General features: G+C 66.9%; 17 protein-coding genes. 15 read left to right on the forward strand and 2 right to left on the reverse strand.

Going from position 1 to position 16,913, the window contains the following annotated elements:
* Positions 1-28: 28 nt before the first annotated feature.
* A complete protein-coding gene (locus tag ACFWMR_RS06565; protein ID WP_378377519.1) occupies positions 29-1,402 on the forward strand; it encodes a hypothetical protein in 1,374 nt (457 codons plus the stop codon).
* Between the two features lie 84 nt (positions 1,403-1,486).
* Positions 1,487-2,881 (forward strand): KamA family radical SAM protein, encoded by a 1,395-nt coding sequence (locus ACFWMR_RS06570; RefSeq protein WP_378278365.1) that lies wholly within the window; start codon positions 1,487-1,489, stop codon positions 2,879-2,881.
* A gap of 160 nt (positions 2,882-3,041) precedes the next feature.
* Here the strand turns inward: ACFWMR_RS06570 and ACFWMR_RS06575 are convergent, their stop codons facing one another.
* On the reverse strand, positions 3,042-3,305 hold the full coding sequence (locus tag ACFWMR_RS06575) for a DUF6355 family natural product biosynthesis protein (RefSeq protein ID WP_378377521.1): 264 nt from the start codon (positions 3,303-3,305) through the stop codon (positions 3,042-3,044).
* A gap of 518 nt (positions 3,306-3,823) precedes the next feature.
* Between ACFWMR_RS06575 and ACFWMR_RS06580 the strand changes: the two genes are divergently transcribed.
* Positions 3,824-4,723 carry a helix-turn-helix domain-containing protein gene (locus ACFWMR_RS06580; protein WP_378377523.1) on the forward strand — a complete coding sequence of 300 codons (900 nt, stop codon included), beginning with the start codon at positions 3,824-3,826 and terminating at the stop codon, positions 4,721-4,723.
* A 97-nt stretch (positions 4,724-4,820) separates the two neighbouring features.
* Here the strand turns inward: ACFWMR_RS06580 and ACFWMR_RS06585 are convergent, their stop codons facing one another.
* The gene (locus ACFWMR_RS06585) at positions 4,821-5,528 is read right to left on the reverse strand and encodes a GntR family transcriptional regulator (RefSeq protein WP_378377525.1); all 708 of its coding nucleotides are present in this window, start codon (positions 5,526-5,528) and stop codon (positions 4,821-4,823) included.
* 127 nt (positions 5,529-5,655) lie between these two features.
* Between ACFWMR_RS06585 and ACFWMR_RS06590 the strand changes: the two genes are divergently transcribed.
* From ACFWMR_RS06590 to ACFWMR_RS06645, 12 genes are all read left to right on the forward strand, one after another.
* A complete protein-coding gene (locus tag ACFWMR_RS06590; RefSeq protein WP_378377527.1) occupies positions 5,656-6,639 on the forward strand; it encodes a phosphoglycerate dehydrogenase in 984 nt (327 codons plus the stop codon).
* The gene (locus tag ACFWMR_RS06595; RefSeq protein ID WP_378377529.1) at positions 6,636-7,433 is read left to right on the forward strand and encodes a hydroxypyruvate isomerase family protein; all 798 of its coding nucleotides are present in this window, start codon (positions 6,636-6,638) and stop codon (positions 7,431-7,433) included. The genes ACFWMR_RS06590 and ACFWMR_RS06595 overlap by 4 nt, the downstream gene beginning before the upstream one ends.
* Positions 7,430-8,038 (forward strand): hypothetical protein, encoded by a 609-nt coding sequence (locus ACFWMR_RS06600; RefSeq protein ID WP_378377531.1) that lies wholly within the window; start codon positions 7,430-7,432, stop codon positions 8,036-8,038. The genes ACFWMR_RS06595 and ACFWMR_RS06600 overlap by 4 nt, the downstream gene beginning before the upstream one ends.
* Complete coding sequence (gene otnK, locus ACFWMR_RS06605) at positions 8,035-9,270, forward strand: 3-oxo-tetronate kinase (RefSeq protein WP_378377533.1); 1,236 nt, start codon at positions 8,035-8,037, stop codon at positions 9,268-9,270. Before ACFWMR_RS06600 ends, otnK begins: the two co-directional genes overlap by 4 nt.
* Positions 9,267-9,914, forward strand: a complete 648-nt coding sequence (gene otnC, locus ACFWMR_RS06610; protein WP_378377535.1) for a 3-oxo-tetronate 4-phosphate decarboxylase — start codon at positions 9,267-9,269, stop codon at positions 9,912-9,914. Before otnK ends, otnC begins: the two co-directional genes overlap by 4 nt.
* Positions 9,911-10,609, forward strand: coding sequence for a molybdate ABC transporter substrate-binding protein (locus ACFWMR_RS06615; protein WP_378377536.1), 699 nt, complete (start codon positions 9,911-9,913; stop codon positions 10,607-10,609). Before otnC ends, ACFWMR_RS06615 begins: the two co-directional genes overlap by 4 nt.
* Positions 10,606-11,955 carry a TRAP transporter large permease subunit gene (locus ACFWMR_RS06620; protein ID WP_378377538.1) on the forward strand — a complete coding sequence of 450 codons (1,350 nt, stop codon included), beginning with the start codon at positions 10,606-10,608 and terminating at the stop codon, positions 11,953-11,955. The genes ACFWMR_RS06615 and ACFWMR_RS06620 overlap by 4 nt, the downstream gene beginning before the upstream one ends.
* Positions 11,956-11,960: 5 nt before the next feature.
* Entirely contained in the window at positions 11,961-12,194 is a 234-nt protein-coding gene (locus tag ACFWMR_RS06625) for a hypothetical protein (protein ID WP_378377540.1), read from the forward strand.
* A gap of 745 nt (positions 12,195-12,939) precedes the next feature.
* Complete coding sequence (locus ACFWMR_RS06630) at positions 12,940-13,734, forward strand: hypothetical protein (RefSeq protein WP_378377542.1); 795 nt, start codon at positions 12,940-12,942, stop codon at positions 13,732-13,734.
* Positions 13,735-13,806: 72 nt separating this feature from the next.
* Positions 13,807-15,531 carry a fatty acyl-AMP ligase gene (locus ACFWMR_RS06635; RefSeq protein WP_378377544.1) on the forward strand — a complete coding sequence of 575 codons (1,725 nt, stop codon included), beginning with the start codon at positions 13,807-13,809 and terminating at the stop codon, positions 15,529-15,531.
* 36 nt (positions 15,532-15,567) lie between these two features.
* Positions 15,568-15,846, forward strand: a complete 279-nt coding sequence (locus ACFWMR_RS06640; protein ID WP_378377545.1) for an acyl carrier protein — start codon at positions 15,568-15,570, stop codon at positions 15,844-15,846.
* Between the two features lie 53 nt (positions 15,847-15,899).
* Complete coding sequence (locus ACFWMR_RS06645) at positions 15,900-16,676, forward strand: hypothetical protein (protein ID WP_378377547.1); 777 nt, start codon at positions 15,900-15,902, stop codon at positions 16,674-16,676.
* Positions 16,677-16,913 lie beyond the last annotated feature (237 nt).

Below are 16,913 nucleotides of genomic sequence, written 5' to 3' on the forward strand. Positions count from 1 at the left end.
TGATCACGACGTGGTTAGGGTCGATGAAATGAGCTGGGGAGCTGATCGATCCGTCGTCGGGACCACCTTGTCGGCTGCCTTGGGGCTCGGGGCGGTGGTCGCTTTCACCGCCGTTCGCGACACCTCGATCCTGCGGCCGCTGATCGCGCTGGCCGCACCGCGAGCCTGGCCTGCCGATCTGGTGGCGGTCTCCTTGGTGCCGCTGGTCGCGGTGCTCGCCGCGGTGTTCTTGACGCGATGGTGGCCGTGGCTGCTGGTGGCGGGTGTCGTCCTGTCCCTGCCGACCGCCCTCGTGCATCTGTTCCCGGACCTGGGTGCGCATCCGTCGCTGTCGATCATCGCGCCGGCCGGGCCACCGGTGGTGCTGCTGGCCGTGCTCGCCGCCGCGCAGGAACTCTGGCGGCGAGGCGCTCGCACGGCAGGACTCGTGCTGATCGGGCTCACGGTCGGGACGCAGTTGTTCGCCGCGAGCCTGGCGGGCGCGTCGTGGCTGATGCTCGCGACAGGTGGTCTGGCCTGGCATTTGATCCTCACCGCGTTGAGCGTTGCCGGAGCGGTGCTCGCCGTCGTCACTCGTGGTGTTCGTGCGCGGGATCCGGAATGGCCGGAGTCGCGTCCGCTGACGCCCCGGTTCGCGGCCGCCGCGATCATGGCGGTCCTGCTGCCCATGGCGTTGCAGGCGGTGGACGTGGTGAAGATCAGCGAGGTCCTCGAGCTGCCGGTCGAATCGATCGGCAGGCATCCGGACGTCGTCGTGGCCATCGGTGGGCTGATCGTGCTCGTCGGCGGGGTCGTCGCGTGCGCGATCGCCGGTTCGCGGGCGTTCTTCGCCGCCGCGACGTCGGCGAGTGTGCAGGTCGGCGCGATGGCGCCGCTCTTACTGGCGGTGTACTCGGTGGCGTTCCAGCCGGTGCTGAGCTGGCTGGCGGCCGTGGCGGGTGTCGCCGCCGGCTGCGTGGTGGGAGTGTCACGCCGGCGGGTGCAGTTCGCGGTCGGCGGGGCTGTGGTGTCCGCGCTCGTGCTGTTCATCCTGGATCTGGGGACCGGCGGGGTGCCGGAGAAACTGATCGACCACAACGCGGTGATTCCCGGCGCGCTGCTGCTGGCGTTGCTGTGTGCCACCGTCGTCGCGGCGATCATCACGACCGGTCCTCGTCTCGCCGAGGACGGTGTCGTCGTGCCCGTGCTCGGACCGTTGGCTTCGGTGCTGGTGTTCGGCGGCGCCGGGGTGATGACCGCGGTCGGCGTCCGTGAGCAAAACGCGTCACCGACCCGGCTCGAAGCGGTTCATCACCTCGGCTATTCGGCCGGCCTGCTCCTCCTCGCCGCCGCGCTGATCGCCGGAATCGCTGCCCTCGAACATCTTCGAGCCCGTTCGAACCAGGAGGCAGTGTCCGCCTGACACTCCGGGCAAGACAGGAATATTTACGTCGTCCGAACGATGTGACAGGATATTTTCACGCGTTTCCGACGACGAGGAGTACAAGTGACTGCGATCCAGGAACCGACCTCGCCGGTGGCCGCCTACGATCAGCCCTACGACTACACCCGAGTCGAACTGATCGAACCCGACTGGCGCCGCTTCCCCGGCTGGCACGACGTGACCGAGGCACAGTGGCGCGACGCGCAGTGGCAGCGGGTGCACTGCATCCGCAACGCCAAGCAACTGCGCGCCCTGATGGGCGACCAGCTCGAGGAGCGCTTCTACGAGGACATGCTCGCCGACCAGCGCGAGATGGCCACGATGTCGATGCTGCTGCCGCCGCAGATGATCAACACGATGGCGCCCAACGCGGGCACCGACCCGGCGAAGGTGACCGAGGCCTGGTACGCCGACCCCATCCGCCGCTACATGCTCCCGGTGCGCAGCGATCGCGACACCGAATGGCCGAGTCACCCGCACTCCGAGCGGGACTCACTGCACGAGGCCGAGATGTGGGTCGTGGAGGGGCTGACCCACCGCTACCCCACCAAGGTCCTCGCCGAGATGATCTCCACCTGTCCTCAGTACTGCGGGCACTGCACGCGGATGGACCTGGTCGGCAACTCCACCGAGCAGATCGAGAAGCACAAGCTCTCGCTCAAGCCGGTCGACCGCCAGGACGCGATGATCGAGTACCTGAAGAAGACCCCCGGCGTACGTGACGTCGTGGTCTCCGGCGGCGACGTCGCCAACGTGCCGTGGCCGCAGCTGGAGTCGTTCCTGATGCGGCTGATGGACATCGACACCGTCCGCGACATCCGGCTCGCCACCAAGGCGCTCGCCGCCCTGCCGCAGCACTGGATCCAGCCGAAGGTCGTCGAAGGCCTCGAACGCGTCGCCGGCACCGCCCAGCGCCGCGGCATCAACCTCGCCATCCACACCCACGTCAACCACGCCCAGTCGGTCACCCCATTGGTCGCCGAAGCCGCCCGGACCGCGCTCGACGTCGGCGTCCGTGACGTGCGGAACCAGGGTGTGCTGATGAAGGGCGTCAACGCGACCCCGGCGGACCTGCTGGACCTCTGCTTCGCGCTGCAAGGCGAAGCGAACATCCTGCCGTACTACTTCTACATGTGCGACATGATCCCCAACGCCGAGCACTGGCGCGTTTCCGTGCACGAGGCACAGGAACTGCAGCACGCGATCATGGGCTACCTGCCCGGCTACGCCACCCCGCGCATCGTCTGCGACGTCCCCTACGTCGGGAAGCGGTGGGTGCACCAGCTCGCCGACTACGACCGGGAGCTCGGCATCTCCTACTGGACCAAGAACTACCGCACCGGGATCGAACACGAGGACCCCGAAGCTTTGCAGCGTCGCTACCCGTACTACGACCCGATCTCCACGCTGCCCGAGGCCGGGCAGCGGTGGTGGCGCGACCAGCCTCCGATGGCCTGACCGGCCAGCTCGTCAGGTAGGTCCCGGAGGGGGCGTTCAGGCTCGGGTTCGAGCTCTGAACGCCCCCTCCGTCGCGCAGGCTGTTTGTGCTGGGCCGGCGGTGGAACCTCGCCGAACGGCCGGGAGTGGCCCGGCGGATCTCCGGGCCACTCCCGCTCACTCAGCAGACGTGGTCGTACCAGGCGTTGTTCACCTCTCCCGCACCACCGATGTCGGTGATTCCGCGATTGGGGATGTGCTTCCACCCGTCGGTGGTCCTCGTGTAGTCGATCCAGATCCAGATGCAGCTGTCCGCGCAATGGTTGTAGTAGGCGGTGACAGCGGTTTTGTAGAACCCGCACACCTCCATGGACGCGGGTTTCGCGGCGTAGGCCGCCGCTGTCTCCGCCGGCGCGGCGATGGCGGCCGTTCCGGCGAGGGTCATTCCCGCCACCACTGACGCGGCGACCGTGGAAGCTTTCAGGAAGCGCATTTCTCTGTCCGATCTTATGACGATGGATGATTTCTGACTACAACTCGCGACAGCTCCCCGCCGAGTGTGAAACGGAATCTAATTTCCCCTTCTCGGCAGGTCTGCGCGTTCTCAGCGTAAAAGTGACACAGTGTTCGCGGATTGGAAAAATGTCATATTTCGGCAGAGCTGAAGTGCGCGTCCATCGATCGGATCAACGTTCGACCCATTGGGTGACGGTCTGCCGCTTCGGCTTCGAAATAGAGCTCCGAGTTCGGATTTCGCAGTCGGAAGGTGCAACGTCACGAGAACATTCACTGGCAGCGAATCTGCCGACGACCGGTCACAAAGTGCATCGCACACGGAGAGTCAAGTCTGGCGTCTTTTCGAGTCATGGTCGGGCCGGAACCTCGTCCGGAGGCTGACCCGCGTGCCATGCTGCGATCCGGTGATATCGATCTTCGGCATCGGCGGCGACAGGGGAGACCGTGGTGCAGGACAACGAAAAGTTCGAGTCCGGCGGTCAGCTATGGCGAACGCGACGGCCCGACCGGCGACTGGCCCGCTGGGTCAATTTCTATCTCGCCTATCAGCGAACCGCCGGTGTCGCGATGGTTCGTACGGTGGCCGCGCTGAATTCGATAGTGGTGATCATCGACTTGGCGCCCGCGATCCAGCGTTCGCTGCTGGGCTCGCCGTTGTCGATGGTCTCACCGGTGGCAGGAATGACCGGCGAGCCGATCGCCTACGAGAGATTGGAACGAGAAGAAGGGGTCGTCCTGGAGCTGACGCCGCTGGGCGCGCGGGCACTGTTCGGCATGCCGCTGCGCGAACTCGGAACCGCGAGAGCGGGCATGGTGGATTTACTCGGCGCCGGTGCACGTCGACTCACAGAGCAGCTGTGGGAAGCGGAAAACCTCGACCATCGATTCCGCATTCTCGACCGTTGGCTTGCCGAGAGGCTCTTGGACGGACCGAGTCTTTCGAAGGCACTTGAGGAAAGCTGGCGGGCCCTGACCAGCTCGGCGGGCAGTGTCAGAATCGCCGAACTGGCCGACCGGGCGGGGGTGAGCCGGCAACACCTGACCACCACCTTCCACCGTGAGATCGGGCTGCCGCCGAAGACAGTCGCACGGGTGGCGCGCTGCCACTGGGCGATCAGGCTCATCACCGGCAGGACCCCACCCCCGTTGTCCACGGTGGCGGAACTGTGCGGCTACACCGATCAGGCACACTTGAATCGGGACTTCCGCCTTTTGGTCGGCTCCACCCCGACCGGCCTCCTTCGCTCCGGTGCTTCCCACACCGACCTCTTCCTGGGCAGTGAGACCGCGCTGCGTCCCCGACAGCGCACCAGAACGCCACTGGAATCGGGTTTACCGCTCTCCTGAACACCCTTCGACGATCGGGTGGTGGCCTGCGAGGCGGCGCGACCAGCGGTTCGGCAAAGCCACTGCAGTGTCACCAAGCCGAATTACGTCGGGCGTATCACCACGCGGCCGTCGATTCGCTCGCCTCGACGGATTGGCGATCTGCCAGGACGCGCTGTTTCGCGTTCTCGATGTGGCGTCGCATGGCGGCCGCCGCTTGCTCGGCCTCCCCCGCCACGAAGGCGGCATAGACGGCGCGGTGCTCCTCCGCCGCCAGCCCGGGCGCTCCTCTGGCAGAGCCCAGCTTCGCGAAGAACCGGAACCTCTGAACCTGACCGCCGAGCGACCGGTAGGCCTTCTCCAGGAAAGGGTTGTCCGCCTGGGCGGCGATGAGCAGGTGGAACCGTTCGTCGATCGTCCAATAGGCGCTGAACGCCGCCGTGTCGGGCGACGTAGCGGCGCCGGCGAGGTCGTCGACGCTCTTCAAGACCTCGTCAAGGAACTCGGGCGTCGTCCGGCGTGCGGCTTCGAAGGCGAGTGCGGGTTCGAGGACCAGGCGGGCGTCCATCAGCTTGACGAGTTCGAACTCGGTGAGCAGAGGGGCGACCCGGTAACCCTTGAGCGCTTCGCGGCGGACGAGGCCGGTGTGCTCAAGCCGCGCCAGCGCCTCCCGGAGCGGGGTCTGGCTGACGTCGAGTTCTCGTGACAGCGCACCGATGTTGACCGGTTCGCCCGCGGACCATCGGCCGTCGGTGAACTGACCCAGCAGCACCTCGTACATCCGGTCGGCGAGCGGTTGCCGTCCGGACTTCCGCGGGGAAGCCATGTGTCCCTCCTTAGTCGCATCACGATATCCCGCGCGGCCGGGCGGCTTGATCTTGCCTAACTATACTATTGACACAAATCCTATAGTATTTTTATCAGACCGTCCCCGAACAGGAGAAACGAACCGGATGACCATGCGCGTACTCGTGACGACCTCGTATCTGGAGCCCGGCGGCGAGGTCGACAAGCTGCTGTCGGACGCGGGTTTCGACACCGTCTTCACCACCCCGGCGCAGCGCGAGGCCACCGCCACTCCCCTGGCCGACCTCGTTCGCGACGCCGACGGGGTCGTCGCGGGCACTGACGCCTTCCCCGCCGATGTCATCGAAGGCGCGACGCGGCTCAAGGTGTTCGGGCGCTGCGGAGCCGGTTACGACAACATCGACCTCACTGCGGCGACCCGAGCCGGCGTGGCCGTCACCTACACCCCCGGCGCGAACCGCCGATCAGTCGCCGAGCACGTCCTCGCGCTCATGCTCAACTGCGCCCGCCTCATCCCCCAGAACATCGCGAGTGTCCAAGCGGGCGGCTGGGAGCAGCGCAGCGGCCGGGAGCTCGACGGTGCCGTGCTGGGCCTGATCGGGCTGGGCTCGATCGGCAAGACAGTGGCGCGGCTCGCGCTGGCGGTCGGGATGCGGGTCGTCGCTCACGATCCGTATCCCGACCGCGACTTCCTGGCGGAGACCGGTGTCGAAGTCCGCACCTTCGACGAAGTCCTGGCTGAGGCCGACTTCCTCAGCCTGCACCTCTTCCTCGACGACACCACGCGTCACCTGATCGACGCGTCCGCCCTGCGGAAGGTCAAGCCTGGGGCTTTCCTGATCAACACCGCGCGCGGCGAAGTGGTGGACGAGGACGCCCTCGCCGACGCACTGGAGAACGGCGCGCTGGCGGGCGCGGCCCTGGACGTACTCACGGAGGAGCCCTTGCCACTCGACAGCCGGCTGCGCGGGCTCGACAACGTCGTGATCACCGCCCATATCGGCGCCGCGACCGCACAGGCCCGGTCCCGCTCCAGCATGATGGCCGCCCAGCAGGTGATCGACGTCCTCCAGGGACGCTCCCCCGCCAACCTCGTCAACCCCGGCCACGTGACGGCGGCGCGCCGATGATCCTTCACAACAGACTCCGCCTCGACGCCAACCTCAAATGGCTCTTCACCGAACTCCCGTTTGAACAGCGCTTCGACGCGGCAGCGGCGGCAGGCTTCACCGCCGTCGAGTACGCCTCGCCCTACGCCTTCCCCGCCGCCACACTCGTCCGGCGTCTCGCCGACGCGGGCTTGACCCAGATCCTGATCAACTCCCCGACCGGCGAACCCGGCTCGCCCGAACGGCTCGGCTACGCGTGCCTGCCCGGCCGCACCGCGGAGTTCCGCGCGAGTGTGGAACTCGGCCTGGAATACGCCGTGAGCCTGAACAGTTCGTTCCTGCACCTGCCCGCCGGGATCCGGCCCGCCGGTGTCCCCCGTGACCGTGCCTTCGCGCAGTACGTCGCGAACATCGCGTGGGCCGCGGACCGGGCACGAGACAGCGGCGTCCGGCTATTGCTCGAGGCACAGAACAAGCAGGACGCGCCGGGCTTCGTCCTCGACGACCAGGCGCACGCGACCGCGGTGTGCGACGCGATCGGCGAGCCCCACGTACGCCTGCTCTTCGACGTCTATCACGCCTCCATCGACGAGCCGGACGTCGTCACGGCGCTACGGGAATTCCTGCCCAGTGCGGCCCATCTGCAGATCGCCGACTCACCCGGCCGGGCCGAGCCCGGTACCGGCGGCATCCCCTGGACCGACGTCTTCGACACGCTCCGATCCGAGGGATACGACGGCTGGATCGGCTGCGAGTACAAGCCGGCCACCGGCACCGAAGCAGGATTGAGCTGGATCGAGGAGCACAGCCGATGAGTCCACGCATCGCGTTGATCAGCGCCACCCCGGCCGCGATCCCACCCGCCGTAGCCGCACTGGAGAAGGGATTTCCCCGGGCTCGCCCATGGAACATCCTCGACGACCGGCTGCTGGCCGACGTCGGCGAGACCGGCCGCACCCCCGCGTTGGACGATCGGATGCGCCGCCTGATCGACTACGCGATCTCCGGCGGCGCCGACGGTGTCCTGCTCACATGCTCGCTCTACGGCGAAGTGACGAAACAGGTCGACGCACCGATCCCGCTCCTCGCCCCGGACGAGGCGGCCTTCGACGACGCTCTTTCCGGCGGCCGCGGCAGGGTTCTCATCGTCGCCTCGCTCGCCACGGCGTTGAGCGACTCGACGGCGCGGTTCGAGCAGGCCGCGCGCGACAAAGGGATCCCCATCGAGGTCGGCGGGCTGCTCGCGCCGGACAAGCTCGTCGAAACCTGCCGGGCACGAGTCCGCGGCTGGGATCTCGTCCTGCTCGCCCAGTACTCCCTCGCCCCGGCCGCGGACGAACTGTCCACCGCGCTCGGCGTACCGGTCGTGTCCGGGCCCCGCAGCGCGGCCGCGAGACTGAAGGCGGTGATCGGGGAATGACCAGCGTGCTCGGCGCGATCGCCGACGACTTCACCGGCGCGACCGACGTCGCCGTCGCCTTCCGCCGGGGCGGACTGCGCACCGTGCTGTTCTTCGGTGTCCCGTCCGAAGGCAAGGTGATACCGCCACACGACGCGATCGTGATCGCCCTCAAGAGCCGCGCGATCCCGGCCGCCGAGGCCGTCTCGACGTCCTTGCGAGCGTTGCACTGGTTGCGGAACCGGAACGCCGGGCAGATCTACTTCAAGTACTGCTCCACTTTCGACTCGACACCACAGGGCAACATCGGCCCGGTTCTCGACGCGCTTTCACAAGCGCTGTCACCCGCGAACGTCCTGATGACACCCAGCTCACCGGAGCACGGGCGAACGCAGTACCAAGGCCATCTCTTCGTCGGCGACACCCTGTTGGCCGAATCGCCCATGCGCGACCATCCCACGACGCCGATGACGGACTCGCATCTGCCTCGGCTGCTGCGAGCGCAGACCACCACACCGGTCGCGCTCGTCACACACGACACCCTCCGCCGCGGCGAGACCGCCGTACGCGATGCGATCGACGGTGAAAGCGGATACGTACTCGTCGACGCACTCACCGAGGAGGACCTGCGTCTGCTGGGCCGGGTCGCGGCCGCCTCGCCACTCGTCGCGGGCGCGGCGGGTCTCGCGGCGGGCCTTGCCTCCGCGCGAGCATCCACGACGCCTCCACTGACCGACACCGCGCCCCCGACCGGCCCGGCGGTCGTCCTGTCCGGAAGCTGCTCGGCACGAACCCTGGAGCAGGTCGCCGTCATGAAACGGCTCGGACGTCCCGCACATCGTCTCGACCCGGTGGCGACGCCGGATCCGGAGGCGCTCGCGGCGGGCGCACTAGCCTGGTACGACTCCCTGTCCGAGTCCGGACCGCTCGTCTACTCCACGTCGAGCCCGGCGGCTCTCCGCCGCACGCAGCAGGAACTGGGTGTCACGCGAGCCGCCGCGATCCTGGAGAAGGCCACCGGGCTCATCGCCGTCGGCCTCGTCGAGCGCGGTGTGCGCAGGCTCGTGGCCGCAGGCGGCGAGACCTCGGGCGCGGTGGTCACTGCGCTCGAGGTCCACGGCGGCGTCATCGGCGCCGAAGCCGCTCCCGGCGTGCCATGGATCCACCCCGTCGAGGACCACCGGCCCGCGCTCTTGCTCAAGTCCGGCAACTTCGGCGATCCGGACCTGCTCGCGAAGGCATCCAGCTCATGAGCACCGACCGGCTCCACCGCGAACGTGTCATCGCCGCCGCGAGATCGCTGTACGACCGCGGACTCACCCATGGCCGCACCGGCAACATCTCACTGCGCTACGGCGAGCAGATCCTCGTCACACCGACCGGCGCCTGCCTCGGCACCGTGCGCCCCGGAGATCTGTCGGTCATCGACGCCGACGGAAACCACCTCGCCGGACCGCCACCGTCGAAGGAGGCCTTCTTCCACGCGACCATGCTGCGGCAACGGCCCTCCGACGCCGCCGTCGTACACACCCACTCGACGCATTCCGCCGCCGTCTCATGCCTGGACGGTCTCGACCCGCACGACGCCCTTCCGCCACTGACCGCGTACTTCGCGATGCGCGTCGGCCGTCTTCCGTTGCTTCCCTACCACCCGCCAGGGGACCCCGGCGCCGCCGAGCCGATCGCGCGAGCCGCCACCGATCACCCGGCGCTGCTGCTCGCCAACCACGGCCCGGTGGTCGCCGGGACGAATCTCGACACCGCCTTGGACACCCTCGAAGAACTCGAGCACACCGCGGAGATCTTCCTGCTCCTGCGAGGCCGCGCCACCCGGCCGCTGACCGATCGTCAGCGCGGCGCCCTCCACTCCCCACCCGCCCGAAAGGACACCCCATGATCAGCCTCTTCAGCGCACTCTCGGTCAAGAAAGCACTGGACGACGTCCTGCTGACCGCGTTCAAGGCGAAGTACGCCGTCGACGTCGAAGTCACGTTCGACCCCACCACCATCCTGGTCGAGAAGATCGGCGACGGCGCCCGGCCCGATGTCGTGATCGCCGTGTCCGACGCCTTCACCGGGTCGGCGGCCGCCGGCGCGGTCACCCCTGATTCCCGCGTGGTACTGGCGAAGAGCGGTATCGGCATCGCCACCGCGCCGGAACTCGACGATCCCGACATCGGCACGGTCGACGCTCTGCGCACGGCGCTCACCTCCGCCCGCTCGGTCGCCTACTCCCGCAGCGGCGCGAGCGGCATCTACTTCGTCCGCCTGCTGGAGGAACTGGGCATCGCCGACGAGGTGAACGCCCGCGCCACAGTGGTGGAGAAGGGCTTCACCGCGCTCGCCGTCACCGACGGCCGCGCCGACCTCGCGGTCCAGCAGATCAGCGAGCTGAAGTTCGTCCCACGGGCACGGATCGTCGGCCCGCTCCCGGACGAAGCCCAGCACTACAGCGAACTCTCGGCGGCACTCGGCCGCTCGGCCCCACCCGAAGCCGCGGACCTGCTGCGTTTCCTGTCCGGCCCCGAAGCCAAGGCCGCCTACCGCGAGGCCGGCCTCGTCACCGACACCACACCACGGACTCACGCGTGAACGCGATCCTGGCGCTGGTCGCGTTCATCGCCGCCATCGTCGTGTGGAACGCGGTCTTCAAGCGCAACATCGGCGAAGCTATGGTCGTCGGCTTCCTCGTCACCGCCGCCTTCGCGGGCACGGACTTCTTCGCCGTCGCCTGGGAAAGCCTGGTCGACGGGCTCAAGTCCGAGATCACCTTCGCCGCGCTGGCGTTCGTCTTCGTCAGCGAACTACTCACCCGGACCGGGCTGGTGCAGCGGATGGTCGACATCCTCAGTTCGTTCCTCGGCCGCCGCCGAGGTGGATCGGCCTACGCCGCGACCGTCGCTTCCGGACTGTTCGGCGCGGTCGCCCACAACGGTGCCGCGATCGTCGCCACGGTCGGATCGATCACCATCCCCTGGATGAAGCGGTCCAAAGCCAGCGGTGAGACCGCGGCGCTGGTCCTGTCCGGGAACGCCGGCGTCGGCGCCACTTTTCCCTTCAGCGGCGCCTTCTTCATCCTCCTGGCCGCGCCGACCGTGATGCCGGTGCTCAGCGCGGGCGACATCGTCGCGACGATCTTCGTCACCGGCGCCTGGATGGTGGGGATGCGACTGATCATGGCCTACGTCATCGTGAAACGCCGCGGCGTCCAGGCGATGGAGCCGCAGGATATCCACCCGCTGCGGGCGTCGTTCAAGGTCGGCTGGCCGTCGCTCGTCGTCCTCGGCTCGATCGCCGTCCCGATCCTGCTCACCGCTCCGCCGACCGCGGACTTCGTCTCGGCCCGTATCGGCGTCGACGCTCCGGACGCGATTCCGCTGCTCATCTGGCTGCCGATCGTCATGCTGCTGGTCGGCCTGCTCGTCGAGCGCAAGGCGCTGCCGAAGGGCCGGGCGCAATGGTGGGATCTGTTCGGCGCGGTCGGGCCGAAGCTCGGCCTGGTCGGGGTCACGATGATCTCCGCGTTCGCCGCGTCGAACGTACTGAAGACATTGGGCCTGGACGACCAGCTCAAGCCGTATCTGGAGGGGCTCACCGGAGTCTCGCCGCTGGTGGCGGCCATCGTGGTCGGTGTCGTCATCGTGCTCGTCGCGGGGCCGCTCAACACGACGTCCACGGTCGCGGCCGTGGGCCCGGTGGCGTTCGCCGCGCTCACCGCCGCCGGCATCCCTCCGCACGTCGCCTTCGCCGCCATCCTCGTGTGGGCGTCGTCGGAGGGATGCTCCCCACCCGGGGCCGCGCCGCTCTACGTCGCGGCGGGCATCGCCGAGATCAACCCGGTACGGATCTTCGTCCCGGTCGTCCTCTACTACCTGTTGCCCACCCTGCTGTTCGGCGTACTGATGGCCGTCGGCTTGCTGTGGCTTCCTGGAGCGTGATCGCCGTGTACCGGATACTGCTGACCGCGACCCGGATCTGCCTGTTCGCGTTCCTCCTCGGCGGCTTCCTGGTCGTCGCCGGGCAAACACTCGGGATCGTCATCGGTTCCGGGCCGATCGTCACGACGTTCGGCACGGACGTCGCCGACCATGTCGGTGTCCTGGCCGGTGTCGCGAGCATCCTTGCCTTCCTTCTGCTCTACACGCGAGAAGGCCGAGACAGCGCCCCAGACGAGTGACTGCGTCACGCGAGTCGGTGATGGACATTCCGATCACCGCGCGCAGGCACGGAGCGCGGGAGCAAACCTCAGAGGGCAACGCGCGCCGAGACTTCTCGTTCACCGCGGCCTTCCCGTCGGGCTCCGGATGCCATAAATGGTGCGCACCTTCAACCTCGTTGACAATAAACGGATCCTTCGGTTCAATACCGACACACGGCTCGATCAGTCCTCGACTTTCCGAGCACGGCTTCCTGGATTTACATCCGACTGTGGAGATCCGTCCACACTGTCGATGCTCGAGACTGCACTCGATCCAGGAATTGCGCCCGGCGCAAAAGCACACTGTGTCGCCGCGAAGCGGCCCGCGACAGGTCCGATCTGATGAAAACCATCCGCGACCGGGAACGTGGGTAGTGTGCCGTTTAGCTGTTGGCTAGCATCGGATCGAGCGGCATTCGCGGCGGCAGTCCGCCCCGGTATCTCCCGGAAGGGAGGCGTGTCCGAGCGGGCATCCTGACCGACAGCAGCTCAAGCACCATTCGGCAGCGTTGGCGCGGAGCTACCCACGACGTTCTCTTACTCTGAAGTAAGAATACCGGAGTTCGCACCGAATAGGCAGACCTGTGTTCTGCAGAGCGCAAGTACCAGGATTCTTGGTGCGACTCAGGCGGCGGCCAACGTCAGGCGTCATTTCCGCATAACGCCGCGAAACAGGTTGTCCCAGATCGTTGTGCAGCAACCACCCCGAACACAAGGAGCAGTCATGTCCACGATCAGTCAGTCCCAGTCGCGCCGAGAAGCCGTGGAGGTCGCGCTGTGGCAGATGCCGTCTCCCGAGTCGGACGCCGCCACGATGGCCTTGATCTCGGACATTCAATCAGAGGACAACGACCAGGCGGTGGGAAACAAGGCCGGCGGAGACGGCAGTTCACTACCTGAACTGGGATCTCTTTCCAAGTTCGGCTCGTGGGAGTCCGTCGCCAGTACCATCGTGCACAAGGCCGTGACCCTCAGCAAGTTCAACCCGGGGAGCGCGACCTTCGATCCGGTCGCTTGGAACAACTTCCTCCACAAGTTCTCCACGATTCCGTTCTTCCTCACCTACACCTATGACAACCGTTCCGCCTCCATCAGCAAGATTTCTCTGGAAAAGGGGGTCAACGCGGTTTCGGACCTGGTCGAGAACATCATGACGCCGGAGAACTTCAAGGGCATCGTGACGACCATCAAGAAGATCGCCACGCTGGCGCTTGAGAATGAAGGACAAAAGCAGAAGAACTCCAATCAGCAGGTCGGGGTCCTTTCGCGCCACAAGAAAACCCTCTACCTCGGGGCCGTCCGGACAGACGTGCAGATGGAGTACAAGTCGGGCAAGGGGTACGAGCAACTGCAGCAGGACATCAACGTCTACCGCGGCTACGGCGTACTCGACTTCGAGAAGTGCAAGCGCAACGCCGAGACGCTGCTGAAGTGGGACGGGCAGGACGTGGACGACTGGGAGAAGGACACGGCCAGCTCCTCGAAGTCGCCCAACAACAGCCCGGCCTGGAACCAGTAGGCCGTTTCGGTATTCGCTCGGCTCCCCGGGGGTGGTGGCGTCCCCGGGGAGCCCTACCCACGGGCAGGTCCCATGTGCGCCAAAGAAGCGCTGCGTTCCGAAACAGCGACGGCCTCGACCTTCATTCAGGTGCTCGCCGAGAATCTCGGCCACTCGGACGGTGGCTACACCTTCATCCAAGAGGACGGGCGCGAGCACTTCGTGAGCTGGTCGGAGCTGTCGCGTGAGGCACTCTGCCGCGGGCGTCGGCTACTGCGGAGCGGCTTGCGCAAGGGAGACCGCATCGCGCTCATTCTCCCCGAGGAGCGGGAATTCGTCTTCACCTTCCTGGGCGCGGTCTCGGTGGGTGTCGTCCCTGTCCCTCTGTACCCGCCCATGGGCTTCGGCAAGTTCGAGGCGTACTGCGAGGACGCCATCCACATCCTTCGCTCGGCGGGCGCCCGGGAGGTCTGGATGACCCGAGGACTGGCGGATCTGCTGGATCCGCTCCTCCGGACGGTCGAAGGTCTGCGGGCGGTCGTCTCGGAAGAGTTCTTCGCCGAGCCCATGTCGGAGAGCGCGCCTCAGCCCGAGGCGATCCTTCCGGGGGACGTAATGTTCTTGCAATTCACCTCGGGAAGCACGGCCGCCCCCAAGGGGGTGCGGGTCACGCACGCCAGTGTTCTCGCGAACTGCGCGGCCATCATCGACGCCCTTCAGCTCGAGGGTGGACGAGACCGGGGCGTCAGCTGGCTGCCCCTGTATCACGACATGGGCCTGGTCGGTTTCGTGCTGGCACCGCTCATCGCACGCTGCCCGGTGAGCTTCCTCCCGACGCTGCGCTTCGCGTTCTCACCGAGAATTTGGCTGGAAACCGTGAGCCGCCATCGAGCGACGGTGACCTTCGCGCCCAACTTCGGCCTGGCGCTGGCCGTCAAGCACACTTCGGCGGACGACTTCCAGCTGCTGGACCTGTCTTGCTTGCGGGTCGTGGGCTGCGGCGCCGAGCCCAACCACCCGGAAACACTGCACTCCTTCGCGACGCACTTCGCGGCGGCGGGACTCCGGCCTGGGGTGGTGGCACCGTGCTACGGCATGGCGGAGGCGACGCTCGCGATCTCGCTGAGCGAGAACGGGGCCCCGTTCGCCCCGGACGTCATCCAGAGGGAGCCCTACCACGCGAGCGGCCTCGCCCTGCCGGCCTCGAACGCTGAGCCCCCTGGGCCGCAGGCGGTGTTCGTGCCCTGCGGACGTCCCCTCGCGGGTCATCGAATCCTCATCGTGGACGACGAGGGGAACCTCCTCCCGGAGCGGCACATCGGTGAGGTGGTCTTCCAGGGGCCGAGCGTGGCGGCGGGCTACCACGGTGACCCGGAGGCGACGCGACGGAGCTTCACGGCTGACGGCCTGCGCACAGGGGATTGTGGCTATTTGGCGGACGGCGTGCTTTACGTGACGGGCCGCAAGAAGGACCTGCTGATCGTCAACGGGCGAAACCACGACCCCCAGACGGTGGAGTGGGTGGCGGCCGAGGTGCCCGGACTCCGCAAGGGCAACGTGGTGGCCTTCACCCGGCCGGGTTTGGCCACCGAAGAGGTGGTGCTCGTCGCCGAACTCCGCACCGGGGACGCGTCCGCGGTGGCACGACAGGTCCGCGGCCACATCCAGACGAAGCTGTCCCTGCCCGTGGCCGAGATCCTCCTGCTGGCGCTGGGTGAGCTGCCCAAGACCTCCAGCGGCAAGGTGAAGCGAACCAAGACACGGCAGCAGTATCTCGACGGAGTTCTCCGCCGTGGAGCCCTCCATCAGGCGAACTGAACATCATCAACCACGCACTTTCGACGAGGAGCAGCCATGCAAACCCAGCTGATGACACCCCACGAGCGAGACCAGCTGCACTCGCTGATCCGCGAGAAGCTGGACCTCGGCGGTGCGGAGAAGATCGACGACACCACGTTGGTGAGGGAGCTGCCGGGGGTCGACTCCATGAAGCTCCTCGGCCTCTTGGGCGCGGTCGAACTGGGCTTCCGGGTCAACTTGGGTTTCGAGGCCATCCCGCAGGCAAGAACCGTGCGGGACATCGAGCAACTGATCTGCGATTCGCGCGAGCAGTACGCCTCGCGCGCGTCCTGAGTCCGGAGGGCGACGTGCGGCCTCTGATTCAGGAGCAGATGCGACGAGAGGCGTTGGAGATCGCCATGTGGGCGGAGGGCAGGCAGGCGCTCTCGCAGGATTTGCTGGCGAAGCTGGGACTCCTCGGCCCCGACGGCCACGCGCTCGCCGAGGGAGACCAGGAGACGGGCGTCGGCAATGCCTACGAAGGAGACGGCAGTGGACTGCCCGCCCTGGGGCCGCTGGCGTCGTTCGGCTCATGGCAATCCGTGGCCGCCACCATCCTGCGCAAGACCGGCGATTCCGCCGGTTTCGACCAGTCTTCCACCCTGTTCGGGATCCTCCGGTGGATCATCTTCGAACTCCAGTTCAAGACGATGCCTTTCCTCGCCAATATCGTCAGCGACAGCCGCAGCGTGTCCATCTCGTCCCTCTCGCTGTCTCCGGCCATCTCGGCGGTGACCAACCTGCTCGGAGGATTGGTGACACCGGTTGCGCTCAAGGGCATCATCGACTCCCTCAAGAAGATCGGCCAGCTGGCTGTCGAGAACAAGGGGCACGAAGAGAAGAACAGCAATGTGCAGCAAGGGGTCCTGACCGTGGTGAACGGGGAGGTGCGTCTCGGTCTGCTCCGCACCACGGTGTGGATGAAATACCGGACAGGCAAGGGTTACCAGCAGCTCAATCAGCAGATCACCGTCAGCCGGCTGTTCGGAAGCCTCGACTACGACAAGTGCATCCGTAACGCCGACACGCTGCTGGCATGGGACGGGCAGGACGTGGATGGCTGGGTGAGGGGCGCGTCCAGCAGTCCTTATCCCCCCAACACCAGCCCAGCCTGGAACAGCTGAGTCACTCGGCGTCTCCACGCGAGCAGCCGGCGATCACTGCGGAAGGTGCCCACAGAGCGACGCCGATGGCGTGCTTGGCTGCCTCTGTGCTGAAGAAACTCTGCCGGTTGCGTCGCTAATCGGTGTCACCACGGTCTCGGCGGCTGTCTCGGGTGCCGCCGTCGCCGCGAACAGAGCGCTCATGCTGGTGCTTCCCTTCCTGATCCGGACTGAGAAGACCGAACAAGGCCACGGCCC

Origin of the sequence: Amycolatopsis thailandensis (genome assembly GCF_042723255.1) — a bacterium.
Lineage (GTDB): Bacteria > Actinomycetota > Actinomycetes > Mycobacteriales > Pseudonocardiaceae > Amycolatopsis > Amycolatopsis thailandensis.

Excerpts from the sequence above, each read along its gene's own strand:
- ACFWMR_RS06565 (WP_378377519.1), top strand. The coding sequence starts at position 29 with ATGAGCTGGGGAGCTGATCGATCCGTCGTCGGGACCACCTTGTCGGCT.
- ACFWMR_RS06575 (WP_378377521.1), bottom strand. The coding sequence starts at position 3,305 with ATGACCCTCGCCGGAACGGCCGCCATCGCCGCGCCGGCGGAGACAGCG.
- ACFWMR_RS06585 (WP_378377525.1), bottom strand. The coding sequence starts at position 5,528 with ATGGCTTCCCCGCGGAAGTCCGGACGGCAACCGCTCGCCGACCGGATG.
- ACFWMR_RS06590 (WP_378377527.1), top strand. The coding sequence starts at position 5,656 with ATGACCATGCGCGTACTCGTGACGACCTCGTATCTGGAGCCCGGCGGC.
- ACFWMR_RS06595 (WP_378377529.1), top strand. The coding sequence starts at position 6,636 with ATGATCCTTCACAACAGACTCCGCCTCGACGCCAACCTCAAATGGCTC.
- ACFWMR_RS06600 (WP_378377531.1), top strand. The coding sequence starts at position 7,430 with ATGAGTCCACGCATCGCGTTGATCAGCGCCACCCCGGCCGCGATCCCA.
- otnK (WP_378377533.1), top strand. The coding sequence starts at position 8,035 with ATGACCAGCGTGCTCGGCGCGATCGCCGACGACTTCACCGGCGCGACC.
- otnC (WP_378377535.1), top strand. The coding sequence starts at position 9,267 with ATGAGCACCGACCGGCTCCACCGCGAACGTGTCATCGCCGCCGCGAGA.
- ACFWMR_RS06615 (WP_378377536.1), top strand. The coding sequence starts at position 9,911 with ATGATCAGCCTCTTCAGCGCACTCTCGGTCAAGAAAGCACTGGACGAC.
- ACFWMR_RS06630 (WP_378377542.1), top strand. The coding sequence starts at position 12,940 with ATGTCCACGATCAGTCAGTCCCAGTCGCGCCGAGAAGCCGTGGAGGTC.
- ACFWMR_RS06635 (WP_378377544.1), top strand. The coding sequence starts at position 13,807 with ATGTGCGCCAAAGAAGCGCTGCGTTCCGAAACAGCGACGGCCTCGACC.
- ACFWMR_RS06640 (WP_378377545.1), top strand. The coding sequence starts at position 15,568 with ATGCAAACCCAGCTGATGACACCCCACGAGCGAGACCAGCTGCACTCG.